Consider the following 17,234-nt stretch of genomic DNA (forward strand, 5'->3'; position numbering starts at 1 on the left):
TCACGCGTCGTTTTTCAAAGCGACGCCCGCCACATAGGTCTGGGCGATTGCGCGATCATCGCCCATCATCTGCAATACAAACAACTCTTGAAACAGGTCCGTTGCGCGCTCTGAACGAAGGGCCATGGCCTTGGTTGCTTTCGGATTTAAAACAACGATATCGGCCTCGGTTCCAACATCCAACGTGCCAATTTTATCCTCAAGACCCAACGCCACAGCATTGCCCCGCGTGATCCAATGGAAGGCCCGCAACGGGTGCAGGGATTGATTTTGCAACTGCAAAACCTTGTATCCCTCGTTCAAGGTTTGCAGCATCGAATAACTTGTTCCCGCGCCAACATCGGTGGCAATCGCATTGGTAATACCGCGCGCGCGTAATCCCGCATCATCAAACAATCCACTGCCCAGGAAAAGGTTCGACGTCGGACAGAAAACAGGATGCGCCCCCGTCTCGACCAGCGCATCAATCTCGCGTGGATTTAGGTGGATGGAGTGGCCCAAAAGCATCTTCGGACTTAGCAAACCATGGGACTGATACACATCAAGATAATCACGCGCGTCGGGGTACAATTTGGCGGTATAAGCGATTTCGTCGTGGTTCTCGGATAGGTGGGTTTGCACATAGCAATCGCTGTTTTCAGCGACCAACGCTCCCGCCATTTCAAGTTGCTCTGGCGTCGAAGTAATGGCAAAACGCGGCGTGATCGCATAATGGGCGCGGCCTTTGCCATGCCATTGATCAATCAACGCTTTGGTATCGTCAAAGCTGCTTTGGGGCGTATCGCGCAGACCATCAGGGGCGTTGCGATCCATCATCACTTTGCCGCCGATCATCCGCATATTGCGCCGTTCCGCCTCGGTAAAAAACGCATCCGCCGAGGTTTTGTGGACCGAGCAATAGGCCACCGCGGTTGTGGTGCCGTGGTCAATCAGTTGATCGTAGAAACGCCCCGCCATTTGGGTGCTATGGCTTGGATCGGCAAAACGAGTTTCCTCGGGGAAGGTGTAGGTATTCAGCCAGTCGAGCAATTGCGCACCCCATGAGGCAATCACCTGTACTTGTGGGAAATGGATATGGGTGTCGATAAAACCCGCCATCAGAATATTGGGCCGATGATCGACAACCTTTGCGCCACTCGCCTGTGCGGAGACCACATCATAGGGGCCAGAGGCCGTGATCATGCCGTCGGCAATCAGCAACGCACCATCCTCGATATAGGTATAGGCGTCGGTGTCTTCGGGGGCCGAAGGCTCGGCGGTGAAGGTCAGAATGCGTCCGCGCAAGAGCAGGTGTTTCGTGGTCATATATTGTGCCTTTGAAAGTTTGGCAGGGGTCAGGTAAGCCCGCCCCCTGCCCTGTTTATGGTTTATTCGCCAGGAGTCGCTTGGGGCTCATCCATCGGCAAGTTCTCGTTTTGCAACGCGTCTTCCTTGTGGAAAATCGGGTAAACATACAAGAACACGGCCGCGATCAAATAGCCCATGCTAACAGCGTTGAAGTCTGGCATATGCAGGCTCGCCGCATGAATGATCCCAACCAGCGACATTCCGAACGCTGCCAAAGCAAAACCGCCAGCATTGCGGAAATTGCCATCAATGACGCTTGCAACAATCGCCCCCCAAATAAGGCCCGTTAGAATGGCTCCTTGGCTGAGCGCCAAATGCCCTTCAAAATGCGCCCCTTGTTGCAGGAGTGCGGCGGTAAGAGCAGGGTCGCCAAGACGTGGCAATCCTTCGACACCAATCGCGCCAAGCGCTCCCATCATAGATCCCCATTTCACCATCAAGAAGCCGGAAACATGTGGCATCATGGCAATGGTCACCGCCGCCATATGCGCGGGTTTAACCGAGGCTGCGGTATTGGTAATCAGGCTCAGCGCCACAAACACCAGAACCGGCGCGGCCGCCGCCACGGGGATCAGATTATTGAGAAACGCCAGCAAACCAAAGAACGCGGCGAAGGGAATGACCAGTCCAACCCCGATGATATAGCCGGAATTTGCACCCATCCGTTTGTAAGCTGGGTGGCCGATATAGGCGGTTGTCGGGAAGGGCGATCCAAAGAGCGCACCGATCATGGTGCCAACGCCATCGGTCACCTGACAGGTTGCGACGGGGTAATGATCGCCCGCCGCCTCGGCGCTTTCCACGTTGTTCATGGTTTCGATAAAGTTGTAAATCTGGACGGGTATCAGGACCAAGAACAGTTCTGGATTGGCAAAGAGATGCTGGATTCCTACAATCAGATCGCCAAAATACGGCAGCGGTGGATAGAATCCCACGCCCTCAAAACTGATCGACGCCTTGCCGATCATCAACGCCACGACCGTCCCGACGATCAGTGCCAGCAAACCCGCCGGAATGTTGAATGGCAGCCTAAAACGCCCGACCAACCCCCAAAGGATAATAATCATCGATGCAAATCCTACGATCGGATCCTCAAACACGGTGGCCAGCGGTACGGTGCCAATGAACACCAGCGCGATGCCGCAAAGAGTTCCGAGCATCCCCGCGCGCGGTGTTACTTTCTTGAGCACAGGGCCAACGAGGGCGCCCATTGCGGCCACAATCCCGCCGATAAAACCTGCGCCAATGCCAACTTGCCACGCGAGCATTGCGTCTTGGGTGGACCAGTAAATCGGGCCAATGACCCCAAACAGGTAGACGAACATCACGGGCGTTGAAATACCGTAGGGCATCGCGGTCACGTCACGGCCTTCTTTCTCGGCGGTGCGTTTTGCCAGCCACGTATAGACGGCGATGCCCGCCATAATCGCCACGGCGGCACCCGGTAAAATACGCCCGAAAACGATCTCGGTGGGCATGTTAAAGACGAACTGGCAGACCCCTGCCAGCACGATCAAATTGATCAAGTTATCGGTGAAAAGCGCCCAGAAAGCGCTAAAGTCGTTCCTTGAGAACAGCTTATAAGTGTAGCTCCGGTCGGTCATTATAGGTTCCTCCTCCTGATGGACGCGTGCGTTGGTTTGGCTTTGCAAAGCCCCCGACTTTTCGTCCTGTTATTCGCTTGCCCTCCGGCAAGCTAAAGCCCTTGTTCAAGGCACCCACGGCAGGTTCAGAGGTCAATTCAGCAATGACTTCCGCGGCCACAAAGGCCGCAATCACGCTGGGCCGCTTATCGCGGCTACCGCTCGCCCCAATGGGACAATTCAAATCTTGGGTCGTCAGGCCGTCACACATGTTCCGGCACCAACGCGCAAATTTCGCGCGTTTGGTGGCGGAACCGATCATGCCAATATAGGCCGCATCGCCGCGCTCAAGCGCTTCGGATGTCAGCAAAAAATCAAGCCCATGGTCATGGGTTAAAACAATAAACGCACTGCCCGCAGGTGCGGACTGAATATCAAATTCAGGGATCGCACTCAGGCGCGTTTCCACATTGGCCGTACATTGGGCCAACTCCTCGGCCCGCGTATCAACTAAGACACACTGTACCGGCAGATGTTGAAATTGATTGGCGAGAGCACGTCCAACATGCCCCGCGCCCATGACATAAACATGGGGCAGTTTCGCCTCTGTAAGTTGCGCGCCAATGCACGCATTTTCTTTGTCCCGCCAACTCATGCGGGCGAGGGAAATCTTGACCCGCCCTCCACAGCATTGCCCGATCTCTGGCCCCAATGGGATATCCAAATGATCCGCAAGGATGCTTTTTGCCAACATCTCGCGGGCGCGTTTAATCACCATGAATTCCAACTGACCGCCACCAATCGTACCCCAAAGCGCTTCGCCCGCGACATACATCACCGTACCCACGTTGCGCGGCGATGATCCCCGCACGTCCGTGAGTTCAAGCTGAATAACCGCTTCGTTTTGCGCAAAGAAGTCACAGAGTGGGTGATTGAGGGCGCCCATTTTTTACGCCTCGGCCCGCAGCCGCTCGACGGCCATCAACACACATTCCGGCGTGGCGGGCGTGTTTAAGCGCGGGCATTCACGATAATCCGCGACGCTTGCGACGGCCATCGACAAGGCCTCCAGCACCGAAATCCCCAGCATGAACGGCGGCTCGCCCACGGCTTTAGAGCGCTTGATCGTCAGCTCCCGATTCTCGGACCAATCGGCGAGGCTTACGTTAAAGATACGCGGACGATCTGAGGCCAGCGGGATTTTATACGTGGACGGCGCATGCGTACGTAATCGCCCCGCATCGTCCCACCAAAGCTCCTCAGTGGTGAGCCATCCCATGCCCTGAATAAACGCGCCTTCGACTTGGCCCTTATCCAAGATAGGGTTCAACGAGCGGCCCACATCATGCAAAATATCGGTGCGTTCAACACGGTATTCGCCTGTGAGCGTATCCACCGAAACCTCGGAACACGCCGCACCATAAGCATAGTAGTAAAATGGACGCCCCTTGCCCGCAGCGCGATCCCAATGGATATCTGGGGTTTTGTAAAACCCCGCCGCAGAAAGTTGAACCCGCGCCAGATAGGCGTGTTTGATGAACGCGTTAAAGGACATACATTCGCCACCGATATGAACTTCATTCGGGTGGAATGTGACCTGCTCTTTGGGGACGTTCCAGTTGGACGCTGCAAAATCAATCAACCGTTCCTTGATCTGCTCGGCGGCATTGAGCGCCGCCATCCCATTCAAATCTGTTCCCGAAGACGCCGCAGTAGCAGAGGTGTTCGGAACTTTTTCCGTTGTGGTTTTGGTAATTTTGATCCGTTCGAAATCCACCTGAAACGCGTCGGCGACGATCTGGGAAACCTTGGTATTCAACCCCTGCCCCATCTCGGTGCCACCATGATTAAGATGGATAGACCCGTCATTATAAATGTGGATCAACGCGCCCGCTTGGTTGTACCACGTTGCCGTGAAGGAGATGCCGAACTTAACCGGAGTCAGGGCAATCCCCTTCTTGATGATCGGTGACGCGGCATTATGCGCAAGGATCGCTTTGCGACGCGCGCGATACTCGGATGTGTCCTCCAACTCCCCGATCAAACGTTCCAAAATACTGTCGTTTACTTCTTGATGATAGGGCGTCAAGTTGCGCCCCTTGCCGCCGTAGAAATTAACTTTGCGCACATCCAACGGGTCTTGGTCGGTCGCATAAGCGATCTCTTCGATCATCCGTTCCGCCGCGACAACACCCTGTGGTCCGCCAAATCCACGAAAGGCCGTATTAGACACTGTATTGGTTTTCATCGGGCGACTGACGAGCCGCACATTTGGGTAAAAATAGGCGTTATCCGCATGGAAAAGCGCGCGATCCGTCACGGGACCAGACAGGTCCGAGGAGTACCCGCAACGCGCCGCGAAAATTCCGTCGACGGCCTGAATCCGCCCGTCATCGTCAAAGGCCACGTCGTAATCAATGACGAAGTCGTGGCGCTTGCCCGTCGCTGTCATATCTTGATCGCGGTCAGGGCGAATTTTAACCGCGCGGTTCCATTTTTTCGCCGCAAGCGCAGCAACCACACAGAACAGGTTCATCTGGCTTTCTTTGCCGCCAAACCCGCCGCCCATACGACGCACATTCACCGTCACCGCATTCGAGGGAATGCCCATGACATGGGCCACCATATGTTGGGCTTCACTTGGGTGCTGGGTTGAGCAATGCACAACCAGATCGTCGTCTTCACCCGGAATGGCGAAGGCAATATGGCCCTCTAGATACATGTGATCTTGGCCGCCGACCGTAATTTGCCCCTTGATCCGGTTTGCAGCGTTTTCAAATGCGGGGGCAATCTCGCCCCGTACCAGTTTGAGCGGCGCTGTAATATGCGGGTAACCGGCGTTTTGCGCCGCAATAGGGTCTAATGCATGGGGCAAAACCTCATAGTCCATCACCGCCAATTCCGCCGCGCGCCGCGCCGCATCGCGCGTTTCGGCGACAACGGCAAACAAGGGTTGGCCGTGAAATTCAATCTTTTCTGTCGGAAAAACCGGTTCGTCATTTTGCCCCGTCGGGCTGATGTCATTCACCCCAGGAATGTCATCGGCGGTTAGCACACCGATGACACCAAAAGAGGCTCTAACGCGGGACAAATCCATGCCTTTGATCTTGGCGTGGGCCACGTCGGAAACGCCGAGATAGGCATGCAAGGTGCCCGCGGGTTCGGGGATATCGTCGCAATATTCAGCCCGTCCCGTGACGTGTTTGATGGCGCTGTCATGTTTACGATTGGTGTGGATAGCGCCTGAGATGCTTACGTTGTCTTTCATTTCGATACCCTTTCCTACGCCGTTACCAGTTGAACGGGCGTCGTCGTCGCCGCGTCGTTTTCAAGGAAGAAGCGGCGCAGTAAGTTGCGCGCCGAAATCATGCGGTATTCTTTGGAGGCGCGCCAATCCGTGAGGGGCGCGAAATCTTGCGACAGAGCCTCTGCAGCTGCCTCGAACGCCGCCGCATCCCATGGCTTCCCACGCAAGGCGGCCTCTGTATGCGCTCCGCGTTTTGGCGTCGCCGCCATGCCGCCAAAGGCGATCCGACAGTCGGTGATAATCCCGTCGCTCACATCAACGCTGATCCCCACAGCCACGGAAGAAATATCTTCGTCTCGCCGCTTTGAGATTTTATAAGCCGCATCAGTCTGGCCGGCTTTTGGGCGTGGCACACGGACGCTTTGCACGAAATCACCCGCCTCGCGATCCTGCTTGCCATAGTCGATAAAGAAGTCCTGCAACGGCAGCGTGCGTGTGACCCTGCCCCGCCGCAATGTGACTTCCGCGTTGAGGGCAATCAGCACGGGAGGTGTATCGCCAATCGGTGACCCGTTCGCAATATTGCCGCCGATGGTGCCCATGTTGCGAACCTGCCAACCCGCGATGCGGTCCCAGTATTCCACAAGATGCGGAAAGACTTCGGCCAAAACATCTTGGCATTCGGAATAGGTGACCCCTGCGCCCATTTCGAAAGCGTCGTCCGTGAGTGTGATCGCTTTGAGGTCCTCCAAATGGCCCACAAAAACCGCAGGCCCAATAGGGCGCAGAAATTTGGTGACCCAAAGGCCGACATCGGTGGCGCCCGCGATAATTGTGGCACTCGGATATTGCTCCAGCACGGCGGCCAGATCATCGACATCCGCAGGCAGGATCGCTTGGTTATCCGAGGGCCCCGTGACCACCCGTTTGCCATCGCGCAAGGCGACAATCCGTTTCGTCACGGCAGCGCGTTCCGTATTCAGGTAGTCAGCGGATGGCGTGCCATATTGGCTAACGGCGTGGGCCGCTTTGATGATCGGTTCGTAGCCTGTGCAGCGACATAGATTGCCCTGAACGGCCGTTTCAATCTGGCGTTCGGTCGGCTGGGGAATTTCCATCCAGAGCGCATATAGCGACATAACAAACCCCGGTGTGCAGAACCCACATTGACTGCCGTGATGCTCCACCATCGCTTGCTGGACGGGGTGAAGCGTGCCGTTCGGGCCAGAGAGGGACTCGATTGTGACAACGTGGCAGCCGTCCAACGACGCGAGAAAACGGATGCAGGCGTTGATCGCCTCATATTTTAGCGCACCGTTTTGCAATCGTCCGACCAGCACCGTACAGGCCCCGCAATCGCCCTCGGCACAGCCTTCTTTGGTGCCCGTCAATCGTTGATCCAGCCGCAGGAAATCTAACAGCGTTTGGCTGGCGGCCACGTCTTTCAAGGCTACGTCTTGGTCATTCAGAATAAAGCGGATGGTGTCGCGATGTTGCATCTCGGCCCCTTTGGTTGGTCGGATTACTTGCTATCGTGATCAGCTTAGGGCGCTTGACTGCTATCGAAAATAGCTGCATTTAGAAAATACTTTCAACAGATCGTTGAAAATGAAATACTCACTCGACCGCGTATTCCTTTGCGGTCAGAGGGTTAGGAGGCCCGATGTCCTACGTTGAAAGCCTGCGCGTTTTTGCCCGCGTTATAGAGCTGGGAAGTATTACGTCTGGTGGGCGGGATTTGCGCCTCACGCCCGCCGTCGCAAGCAAGCGAATCAAGGAATTGGAAAAACATCTCGGGGTGCGTCTGTTCAATCGCACCACGCGTTCCCTGACCCCAACGGGGGTTGGAACCGTGTTTTACAAGGAGGCCAAGAAGGTGCTCGCGTCGATCGACGATGCCGAAGCAACCATCGCGACCTTCTCGGAAACCCCGCGTGGCGTCATTCGTATTACGGCCCCTCTGGGCGCAGGTCGACGGGTCGTTGCCCCCCTTGTTCCGCGTTTTGTCGAGGAATTTCCAGGAACCGAAGTGCAGATGCGCTTGTCGGACCGCAAGGTTGATATTCTGGCTGATGGTTTGGATCTGGCGTTTTTCATCGGCACGCCGCGCGACTCAAATCTTAAACTGCGCAAGATCGCGGATTGTGAGCGCATTCTCTGTGCTGCTCCGCAATATTTGGAACGAAACGGCTCCCCCACCACGCCTGATGACCTCATGGGCGGCCAGCATAATTGCCTCCTTTTGCGCTATCCTCGCTCGCCCGAATATTACTGGGTGCTGCAAACAATCGACGGACCGCGAAAGCTTGAAGTCGCGGGCAAATATGACGCCGATGATGGCGATGTGCTGACGGATTGGGCGCTAGACTGTCGTGGGATCGTCAACAAACCGCGTTTTGATGTCGCGGAACATTTGCGCAGCGGGGCGTTGGTCGAAGTCTTGCCTGACACCCCCCCAGTTTCAACAATTTTTGGCTGTCTGTATCCGCACCGAAAATTGCAGGACCCGAAGGTGCGGTCTTTTGTCGATTACATCATTCAACATTGCCACACGAGTTTTGCGCCTCCACTATCATCGCGACCCTAGAAATAGGCCTCTACAACTCGACCCAAAGGAGAAGCCAGTGCCGCACGATGAAAAACCCGCCGATGGATATGCTTCCCCCCCTTGTCTCGCCCACGAAATCGACCCTGCTTATTTCGATCCCCTTGGCGTCACTCCGCAACAGGCGCAGGATGTGGCGCGGTGGCGCAAGGCCGAACGAGCCCGATTGCTTGCGGAACGAGCGGCACTATCGGTCGACACCCGCAAAGCCGCCGCGATTTCGATTGCCGAACACCTCGATAGCTTGCTGGCTCAACGCTCGATAGGTATCAACGGGCTCACGATCTCGGCATGGTGGCCGATCAAGGCAGAGATTGACCTGCGTTTCTGGCTTGCTGGCCTTGCCGCGCGCGGGGCAAGAGCCGCGCTGCCACTGGTCGAGACCAAAGCCGCCCCGCTGATTTTTCGCGAATGGACGCCGGACACGCGGATGGAGCGTGGAATCTGGAATATACCAGTGCCCGCCGAAGGGCCCGATATCCTTCCCGACATCACCCTGTCTCCCGTTGTTGGCTGGGATCGCAACGGGTACCGGCTTGGCTATGGCGGCGATTACACCACGCCCTTTGGCAATTGGGGTCGGACTCAACATCTCGGAAATTGCAACAATTTTTCCCCAGCCACACGACATAGCCATGCAGGCCATTGTGACCGAAACCGGCCCTCGCGACCTAAAACAGGACTGATTGGAAGATCACAAAAGGTCTTGCTACCGCTCGGTTCCTTGACTGAGGTCAATTCCAAGCACGTGTGAAAGCCCTATACAAACCAAACTCACAGAACCAATTCAAAACCGGAGTTAGCATTCTAATGGTGTCGCTCACTGAAAAACTCAGCCGTCCCGTTTTCATAGATGGTGCGTGGATACGTCCGTTTATTCAGGGGGGTAAGGGGGTTGGCGCGACAAACGGTGTAAGTGCGGGAGCTTGGGCGGCGGAAAATGCTGCGGGTACAATTGCCGCCATCGGGGCGGCGATTGGCTATGATAAAAGTGGCCGCGAAGTGCCTTATACTTACGACGCCAAGACGCGCCATGGGCGCTTTGAAGAAATGCTCTCCATGTCTGTAAAGGGCTGTCAAATACAGGCCGAGATCGCCCATGCAGCCTGTAACGGCTTGGGGCGTATCCGCATTAATTTTCTCAAAATGGCGGGTGGTTCAGCGCGGGTTATGCGCGAGGTCCTGACGGCAACGCGTCTGCCCAGTGGTGGAAATAAGATTCACGCCGTTACTATGGGGGCGGGCCTCGCCTCGGAGGAAGACGCCCAGATTTGTGCCGACGAAGGTGTCTATCTTGATCCGATTATTTCAAGCGTTGTGGCCCTCAAGGTCCTGTTGAACCGTACGTTTAGAAACTGGGCCGGCAGGTATACCAAGGTCATCGGGGCCGTGGTCTATGAAGATCCTTGGCTGGCTGGTGGCCACAATGGCATCACCAGTCGGGAAAACCCCGACGAACCGCAAGCCCCATTTGAACGCGTCAAAGCCTTGCGCAAAATCATGAACGAAAACGGTATGCAGGATATTGCTATCGTTATGGCTGGAGGCGTTTGGCATTTGCGCGATTGGCAAGACTGGTTGGAGAATTCAGAAATCGGCCCAATCGCGTTCCAGATCGGCACGCGCGATCTGTTGACCAAAGAATGCCCTATAAGCGATGAGTGGAAAAATCTTCTATTCGATATGAAGGAGGAGGATGTAGTCCTCAACAAATTTAGCCCCACCGGTTTCTATTCATCGGCATACAATAATGGCATGATGCGCGAATTATATGAGCGTTCAAATCGGCAGGTCCCTTTTGCCCAAAAAGGGTCTAACCTCCCGAACGAACCCATCCAAGGCCCCGGTGTGCCCGCCAATAACTATGGTGTTTCTCCGGAGGACATAGAGAAGGTTGATGCTTGGATTGCTGATGGGTTTACAATTCCCATGCGTACACCTGATGACACACTGATTTTTGTGTCCAAGGAAAAGTCGAAGGAGATCAAATCTCATCGCGCCGAGTGTGTTGGGTGCATTTCCAGTTGCAAACTTAGTACATGGTGTGAGGACGCCGATAAAAAATATTCAACGGGCAAATTACCCGATCCGCGCGTTCATTGTATCCGCAAAGGGTTGCAAAAAGCTATTGCGGGAAACGATCTGGACCATTCTCTCATTTTTTCTGGCCACAATTCATTTAAAGCGGGTGAAGACCCGTTCTATCATGGGGAAGACGGCGGTATTTTCATACCCTCAGCAAAGCAACTTATTGAGCGTTTAACGACGGGTGACTAAAGCCAGTTGAAAACACTCGGCGCGGCGATCAACACCCCGCCGTGGTTTCTTGTACGACGGCGAAAGGGACCTACTGCTAAAGGTGTTACCAAAATTTCCGGCAGGTCTCTTTTCAGGATTGGGGTGTGCTCTCAGCTTTTGTCGAGCGGTTTATAGACAACCGCATCAATCTCAACTTTGGCATCCACCATGATCTGCGAGCGTACGGTTGACCGTGCGGGGCCACCGTTAGGGAAATAGCTGGCGTAGACACGATTAAAGGTCCAAAAATCGCGCGGATCATCTAACCATACGCCAACCTTGGCGATATCGTCTAGCGTACAATCCGCGAGCGCCAAGGCGGCAATCAAGTTTTCCATCGTCTTGCGGGTTTGGCTTTCGATGCCGCCCGCTTCGATCTCGCCATTTTCTTTCATCGCGACTTGGCCGGAAATAAAGACGAAATCACCAGCTCTAACGGCAGGTGCAAATGGCAAGGCCTGACCACCCGCGCCCGTGCGATCATCGCCAAGTCGTTCGATTTTAGTGTTGCTCATGATTGAGGCTCCTTTGGGTTTTCAATGTAGATTTGAATCGGTTTTCTCGGATCAGCAAACCTTGCCGCGCGCCACCACAGGGTGCGCCCCAAGGGCAGTGTCGCCACGGATCAGTTGCACCTCGTCCACCATGTTGCTCACCACGCAAACATGATTGGGGATGATCCTGAGACGATCGCCAACCTTTAGATTGATCACCTCGGCGGTGAGGATTCCGTGCTCTTCGGACAGGCCCGCCACCTTGATGTCAGGACACCCAAGGACATGGCCGTGACCATCCAACCCGAGCAAATCCGACGTCAAAACCTTGGTGCCAGCGTCAAACACCGCACGATCATTTGTTGGGACAGAAATGACCGTGACCAGCACGCTGAGGGCGCAATCATCCCACGTGCAAACGCCGCGTTCCTGCAGCGAGCGGTCGTTGTAGACATAGGTTCCGATGCGATATTCGGTGGCCATGGGCACGTCATGCGCCTGCCACATCCCAGGCGATCCACCGTTCGAAATGACCGGAACGGCGATGCCTTTTGCTTCAATGAGCGCCTTGGCCTCGCTCAGCCAAGCCTGTACCGCCGCTTCCTGTCCGACTGGCGGATAGGTCATCAATCCACCAAACTTAATCCCTGCCATTTCGTTGATTTCGGTCGCCAGTTTGGCCGCCGCCAGCGGCGTTGTCACGCCACAGCGCTTCCCTCCCGTGTCACATTCAACAAGCACGCAAAGCGGAGTGGCGGCCTGCGCAAAAGTTGCGGACAATCCGGAGATCGTGGTGGTGTTATCGGCCACTACACTCAGCCGTACTTTCTGGGCGAGCGCGCGCAAACGCGACAGTTTTTGAGAGCCAACGATGTTGTAGGTTATCAGCACATCGTCGATGCCGCCTTCCGAAATCATCGCCTCTGCCTCGCTGATCTTTTGACAGGTGATACCAACGGCCCCCGCCTCGATCTGCCGTTTGGCGAGCATCGGCAATTTGTGGGTTTTGATATGGGGCCGCAGTTTCAACCCGTGCGCATCACAATGCTCCTGAAACCGAGCGATATTTGCCTCGGCTATATCAAGATCAACCAAGACAGCGGGAGTATCCATTTCCGAAAACATCAAACGGACTCCTTTTCGTGCGGGTTTTCGACGATGGGCCAAATCGCGCGCGTCAGATGCCTGTAAGGTGTCACCGTCGGGTCGTTCGGGTAGGGTCCCTCGATTGCGGCATAGATAATATTTGCTGCCACATTGGCAAAAGCACCGTGGAAATGGTTCGTCGATTTCACAACCAGCACCTTCTTGGCCGTGATGTCGATGCCCAGATTGGTGAACAGGTCTGGCGAAAAGGCCTGACTGCGATTTGAATTAAGCACCACCTCAATGCCCCCCATGCGGATGACCGAGCAGTCCCCAAGCGGGACAACCGATTTGCCAAAGCTCTGCACGGCGTTGCATTGGTTTTTGAGCACGGTGACGCGGGCATCAATCGGATCTCCGGCATGGGCCGAGGTTTTGCCGCCGAAACGCAACTCCAGCGTGGCGCCCTCCCCTGCCGCGTGGCAAAGCCGCACGGCCATCGGATCCCAAATGGTGCCAAAGGCAACCGATGGCATGCCCAATGCGATGGCTTCTTGCAACATCAAGGTGGAATCGCCCGCAACACCACCACCGGGATTATCCCATACATCGGCCACCACCACGGGGCCGTTTGGCGCGGAGGCGGCCTTTTTCAACGCGGCCTTTGCGGTCAGGAATTCTGGCTTGGTTTGGCCACGAAAGGAAAAAAGCTCCTCCCCCAATGTGCGGGCAATCCTGTCGCCTTTGGAGGGATCGTTATCGGTTACGACAATGATTTTAGCGCCAAGATCGGGGGAATCTCCGGCCATGAAACCGTGGATTGCGGATACAGACAGCACCTCATTTGTGTCCTCAAGCGCAATCATCCGATCCACAAATCCCCGCATTGGATCGCGGCTGGTTGGCAAAATATCGATCATTCGCACGTCAAAAACCGAGAGAACGGGCTTAATCTCGCCGCGAACAGCCCGCAGCGTCAGGTCGACACAATTCTTGCCCGCTTCGACAAAATCGGTGTGGGGGAATTCTTTGAAAACGGTGATGATGTTTGCATTGTCCACGCGTTTTGGGCTGAGATGGCTGTGCGGATCGAAACTCACGCCAATAATCGCTTTATCGCCGATAATGTTGCGAACTCCTTCGATCAAGTGGCCCTCGCAATCGGTACACCCTTCGGCGATCATCGCGCCGTGTAGCCCCAACACCACACCGTCAAGCGGCATGGCCGCGCGGACTTGATCCAAAACTTCGTCCCGCAGACGCCGCCACGTATCCGCGTTAAGCAACCCACCTGGCTCCGCCCAAGTTGCCGTGCCCTCGATTAGGGTAAAGGCCTCGGTTTTCGCTTTTTCCCGCAAGGCCGGAAACACCGCGCTGCAAAGCGTTGGCGTTTGCGGATGTTCCCCGGGGGCCGCGTAAAAACTTTGTTCGAAATCAGAAAAGTCAGTACGGAGAGGCGAAAACGTGTTCGTCTCGGTCGCGAGTGAGGCACAAAAAATCCGCATACATTTTCCTGTTTGTTAAAGGAGCAAGGGGCCACGGGATGGCCCCCCGCCTTGGAAATCCGCCAAGATGTCTCGGCGGACGGGAAGGATTAATCCAGATAGGTCGAGGCATTGGCCTCAGCGACGGAAGCCTTGAACATGCCGAGCAATTCACCAGCACGGGCATCCATATTCTCGGCGACGTGCGCTTCAAACGCGGGCTGAGCGGCGGCGGACATGGCCGCGCGTTGATCGGCAGTAAGCGCGGTTACTTCGATGGAGTCCATCAACCCTGCAAGCCCGCGATCCGAAGCTTCGATGATGCGAGACAGGCCGCGACTTGCCGTGACACAGTTCTCTGCCGCCGTACGGATTGTCGCGCGCTCGCTGTCGGACAGCCCCTCAAAGAAGGCGCGATTGATCATCATCGTATAGGGCGAAAACAGGTGGTTGGTCAGCGTCATATAGGCTTGTACTTCGGCAAAGTTCGCAAAGGAAATGATCGGAACGGGATTCATCTGGCCGTCGATAACACCGGTTTGTAGGCCGGAATACACTTCGCCCCACGCCAGTGGATAGGCCTCGGCTCCGAGCGATTGCATGATCTTTTGGTGCGACGGCAGGGTCATTGTACGGATGCGAATTCCGTCGAAATCCGCCAATTCGGCAATCGGGTGTTTGGAGTTTGTAACAGCGAAAAATCCACCCGTATCTGGGAAGCCCAGAACAACAACATCTCCCAGTTCCGCCTCGATGTCCGCCGCCAGCTCGTCGCCGAATTCACCGTCGAAAACGGCGTATGTGGAGGCGTTGCCATTGAAGGCAAACGGCAGGTTCAGAACGTCGATGCGAGGGTAGTAACTGGCAAGGGCCCCCGTTGATGTGAGGGTCGCCTGAATGATCCCGTCGCGCACTTGTTGAACGTGTTCTGCGGCGGATCCCAGTTGGTTAGAGCCGAAAACTTCGACATTAACGCTGCCGTTGGTGCCTGAAGTTACGAGGTTCGAGAACACTGCCGTGCAGGCATGCGCGGGGTTTTCAAACGGGTCGGTTTTATTGTCATGGCCAAAGCGGATGGTGCCTCCATCAGCGAAAGCGCTATTCGCGAAAATGGTTGAAACAATGGCCGCACTTGTCAGAATGGATTTCATTGATCTTCTCCTATTGAGTTGGGATTGAAGGGTTGGATTATTGAGCAAAACCGAGCATTCGGGGCAACCAAAGGGCCGCGTCTTCCCAGAAGGCAAAAGCAAAGAGTATGGCGATTTCCGCTATAAGAAACGGGAATAGTTTGATGGAAATACGTTCGATTTTTTCCCCTGTCACCGAAGACAGGACAAAGAGGCAGGCCCCAACTGGCGGTGTCATCAGCGATATATTCAGCGCCAAGATGAAAATGATACCTGCGTGGATCGGCTCTAGCCCGACCTGTTCGGTCAATGGCACCAAAACGGGAGCCAAAATGATGAGGATTGCGGTGATATCCATCACCATGCCGACGACCAAAAGGAGACAGATGATGATGGCGATGACGGCGTAGCGGTTGTCGGATAGCCCCAATACTGTTTCGGCAATCAACTGGGGTATGCGTTCAAAACTCATCCACCAGCCGAGGATTCCAGCGAAGGCGATGATGACGAAAATGACTCCAGTGATGCGCGCTGTGCGTACCAGCATGGAATAGAAACCCTTGATGGTGAGCGTGCGGAAAACGAACACCCCGATAAACACCGCATAGGCCACAGCGATTGAGGCGGCTTCGGTTGGTGTTACGATGCCGCCCAAAATACCGCCGAGGATAATTACGGGCATGGCAAGCGCTGTGAGCGACGAGACAAACGTGTCCCAAATTTCGCGCGGCGTCGCGCCACGGCTGGCTTTGGGCAGGTTCTCGCGTTTGCCGCCAATGGCGATCACGCCCATGCACACCACACAAATAACAAGGCCCGGAAGAACCCCCGCTGCGAATAATCCCGCAATCGAAACGCCCATCAACGATCCGTAGACAACCATCAAACCCGAGGGCGGAATGGTCGGCCCGATGATGGACCCCGCCGCCGTGACCGCACAAGCATAGTCGCGTTTGTAGCCTTCCTTCACCATCGCAGGAACCAATGTGCGACCAAATGCGGCGGCATCTGCGGTGGCCGATCCGGTCAATCCAGCGAAAAACACCGAGGCCAGCATATTGGTATGCGCCAATCCTCCACGGAACCGCCCAACCAGCACCTGCGCCAGTTTCACAAGGCGACTGGTGATGCCGATATCATTCATGATTTCGCCAGCGAGAATAAAGAACGGCATCGCCAGAAACGGAAAATTGTTCAGCCCGTTGAAAATCTTGCTGGGACCAATGGGCAAAAACTGGGTGCCACCCATATCAATCAAGCCGATGACCCCCGCCAGTCCGATGGCGAAACCGATTGGCATGCCAAAGAGAATAAGGGCCACGAAGGCGAAAGCGACAATCATACGAGGTCCTCCTCAAGGTGATCGTTGAAAGGTGGTTCATCAATATGGCCGCCCATATCCCGCAGAAGGGCGAGGACAATTTGGAGCGAAGACAATCCCGCCGCGACAGGAATGGCCGCGTAGAAGGGCGCAAGGCTCGCGCCAAAAATCATAGCTTGGCGCGGGGCACCGCTGAGGGCAAATCCGATGCCGTACCATGTGACGTAAAGAAAAAGGGCGAGCGCAAGGACGTCAACGGCGATCAAAACTGCCCGCCGCACGCGATGCGGCAAAATCATGATAAACGCGGTCAGGCCAATGTGATCCCGCCGTGCAATGCCAGAGGACACCGCCAACATCGCGGCCCAGATCATCAGATAGCGCGCCAGAACTTCTGGCCAAGGCAATTGCCAATGGAAATAATAGCGATCCACCACACCCAGCCAGACATCCAAAACCAACGCCAACATTAGGGCGGCAACGATCGCCTCCACTGTCACATTTATGCGTGCGCTTGTATTTGCAGACCAGTTTCGCATGAACACCCTCCCCAATGTCGATTCTGTAACCGAGTTTCATTCTGCACTGCCGTCGGGGGTAAAATCAAGAGTTATTCGTTACTAAGGTACATAAATCCAC

The 17,234-nt window shown here is 55.3% G+C and carries 14 protein-coding genes; 3 read left to right on the forward strand and 11 right to left on the reverse strand.

The genetic code is table 11. The features are described from left to right. From guaD to xdhA, 5 genes are all read right to left on the reverse strand, one after another. Positions 1-1,305: a guanine deaminase gene (gene guaD / locus AB9F29_RS17870; protein ID WP_369756636.1), complete on the reverse strand. Its 1,305-nt coding sequence runs from the start codon at positions 1,303-1,305 to the stop codon at positions 1-3. A gap of 62 nt (positions 1,306-1,367) precedes the next feature. Then, positions 1,368-2,951 (reverse strand): xanthine/uracil/vitamin C permease, encoded by a 1,584-nt coding sequence (locus AB9F29_RS17875; RefSeq protein ID WP_369756637.1) that lies wholly within the window; start codon positions 2,949-2,951, stop codon positions 1,368-1,370. After that, positions 2,926-3,876: a xanthine dehydrogenase accessory protein XdhC gene (gene xdhC / locus AB9F29_RS17880; protein WP_369756638.1), complete on the reverse strand. Its 951-nt coding sequence runs from the start codon at positions 3,874-3,876 to the stop codon at positions 2,926-2,928. Before xdhC ends, AB9F29_RS17875 begins: the two co-directional genes overlap by 26 nt. 3 nt (positions 3,877-3,879) lie before the next feature. Further along, on the reverse strand, positions 3,880-6,198 hold the full coding sequence (gene xdhB, locus AB9F29_RS17885) for a xanthine dehydrogenase molybdopterin binding subunit (RefSeq protein ID WP_369756639.1): 2,319 nt from the start codon (positions 6,196-6,198) through the stop codon (positions 3,880-3,882). A 14-nt stretch (positions 6,199-6,212) separates the two neighbouring features. Continuing rightward, on the reverse strand, positions 6,213-7,676 hold the full coding sequence (gene xdhA / locus AB9F29_RS17890; RefSeq protein ID WP_369756640.1) for a xanthine dehydrogenase small subunit: 1,464 nt from the start codon (positions 7,674-7,676) through the stop codon (positions 6,213-6,215). A 164-nt stretch (positions 7,677-7,840) separates the two neighbouring features. Here xdhA and AB9F29_RS17895 point away from each other — a divergent pair, with 164 nt between their 5' ends. From AB9F29_RS17895 to AB9F29_RS17905, 3 genes are read left to right on the forward strand one after another with little or no spacing between them, the layout of a single operon-like run. Next, positions 7,841-8,764: a LysR substrate-binding domain-containing protein gene (locus AB9F29_RS17895; RefSeq protein WP_369756641.1), complete on the forward strand. Its 924-nt coding sequence runs from the start codon at positions 7,841-7,843 to the stop codon at positions 8,762-8,764. Positions 8,765-8,801: 37 nt separating this feature from the next. Continuing rightward, the gene (locus AB9F29_RS17900) at positions 8,802-9,536 is read left to right on the forward strand and encodes a 5-formyltetrahydrofolate cyclo-ligase (RefSeq protein ID WP_369756642.1); all 735 of its coding nucleotides are present in this window, start codon (positions 8,802-8,804) and stop codon (positions 9,534-9,536) included. A gap of 56 nt (positions 9,537-9,592) precedes the next feature. Continuing rightward, on the forward strand, positions 9,593-11,059 hold the full coding sequence (locus AB9F29_RS17905) for an NAD(P)H-dependent flavin oxidoreductase (protein ID WP_369756643.1): 1,467 nt from the start codon (positions 9,593-9,595) through the stop codon (positions 11,057-11,059). Between the two features lie 131 nt (positions 11,060-11,190). Here AB9F29_RS17905 and AB9F29_RS17910 read toward each other — a convergent pair whose 3' ends face one another. From AB9F29_RS17910 to AB9F29_RS17935, 6 genes are all read right to left on the reverse strand, one after another. Continuing rightward, a complete protein-coding gene (locus AB9F29_RS17910; RefSeq protein ID WP_369756644.1) occupies positions 11,191-11,595 on the reverse strand; it encodes a RidA family protein in 405 nt (134 codons plus the stop codon). 51 nt (positions 11,596-11,646) lie between these two features. Then, positions 11,647-12,699, reverse strand: coding sequence for a D-TA family PLP-dependent enzyme (locus AB9F29_RS17915; RefSeq protein WP_369756645.1), 1,053 nt, complete (start codon positions 12,697-12,699; stop codon positions 11,647-11,649). Then, complete coding sequence (locus AB9F29_RS17920) at positions 12,699-14,165, reverse strand: M81 family metallopeptidase (RefSeq protein ID WP_369756646.1); 1,467 nt, start codon at positions 14,163-14,165, stop codon at positions 12,699-12,701. Before AB9F29_RS17920 ends, AB9F29_RS17915 begins: the two co-directional genes overlap by 1 nt. An 89-nt stretch (positions 14,166-14,254) precedes the next feature. Then, on the reverse strand, positions 14,255-15,295 hold the full coding sequence (locus AB9F29_RS17925; RefSeq protein ID WP_369756647.1) for a DctP family TRAP transporter solute-binding subunit: 1,041 nt from the start codon (positions 15,293-15,295) through the stop codon (positions 14,255-14,257). A 37-nt stretch (positions 15,296-15,332) separates the two neighbouring features. Then, positions 15,333-16,616 (reverse strand): TRAP transporter large permease, encoded by a 1,284-nt coding sequence (locus AB9F29_RS17930; protein ID WP_369756648.1) that lies wholly within the window; start codon positions 16,614-16,616, stop codon positions 15,333-15,335. Further along, positions 16,613-17,134 (reverse strand): TRAP transporter small permease, encoded by a 522-nt coding sequence (locus tag AB9F29_RS17935; RefSeq protein WP_369756649.1) that lies wholly within the window; start codon positions 17,132-17,134, stop codon positions 16,613-16,615. Before AB9F29_RS17935 ends, AB9F29_RS17930 begins: the two co-directional genes overlap by 4 nt. Positions 17,135-17,234 lie beyond the last annotated feature (100 nt).

This window comes from Falsihalocynthiibacter sp. S25ZX9 (assembly GCF_041205405.1).
Lineage (GTDB): Bacteria > Pseudomonadota > Alphaproteobacteria > Rhodobacterales > Rhodobacteraceae > Falsihalocynthiibacter > Falsihalocynthiibacter arcticus.

Coding starts and splice junctions, on each gene's coding strand:
- AB9F29_RS17910 (WP_369756644.1), bottom strand. CDS start 11,595: ATGAGCAACACTAAAATCGAACGACTTGGCGATGATCGCACGGGCGCG.
- AB9F29_RS17930 (WP_369756648.1), bottom strand. CDS start 16,616: ATGATTGTCGCTTTCGCCTTCGTGGCCCTTATTCTCTTTGGCATGCCA.
- guaD (WP_369756636.1), bottom strand. CDS start 1,305: ATGACCACGAAACACCTGCTCTTGCGCGGACGCATTCTGACCTTCACC.
- xdhC (WP_369756638.1), bottom strand. CDS start 3,876: ATGGGCGCCCTCAATCACCCACTCTGTGACTTCTTTGCGCAAAACGAA.
- AB9F29_RS17875 (WP_369756637.1), bottom strand. CDS start 2,951: ATGACCGACCGGAGCTACACTTATAAGCTGTTCTCAAGGAACGACTTT.
- xdhA (WP_369756640.1), bottom strand. CDS start 7,676: ATGCAACATCGCGACACCATCCGCTTTATTCTGAATGACCAAGACGTA.
- xdhB (WP_369756639.1), bottom strand. CDS start 6,198: ATGAAAGACAACGTAAGCATCTCAGGCGCTATCCACACCAATCGTAAA.
- AB9F29_RS17920 (WP_369756646.1), bottom strand. CDS start 14,165: ATGCGGATTTTTTGTGCCTCACTCGCGACCGAGACGAACACGTTTTCG.
- AB9F29_RS17935 (WP_369756649.1), bottom strand. CDS start 17,134: ATGCGAAACTGGTCTGCAAATACAAGCGCACGCATAAATGTGACAGTG.
- AB9F29_RS17925 (WP_369756647.1), bottom strand. CDS start 15,295: ATGAAATCCATTCTGACAAGTGCGGCCATTGTTTCAACCATTTTCGCG.
- AB9F29_RS17895 (WP_369756641.1), top strand. CDS start 7,841: ATGTCCTACGTTGAAAGCCTGCGCGTTTTTGCCCGCGTTATAGAGCTG.
- AB9F29_RS17915 (WP_369756645.1), bottom strand. CDS start 12,699: ATGTTTTCGGAAATGGATACTCCCGCTGTCTTGGTTGATCTTGATATA.
- AB9F29_RS17905 (WP_369756643.1), top strand. CDS start 9,593: ATGGTGTCGCTCACTGAAAAACTCAGCCGTCCCGTTTTCATAGATGGT.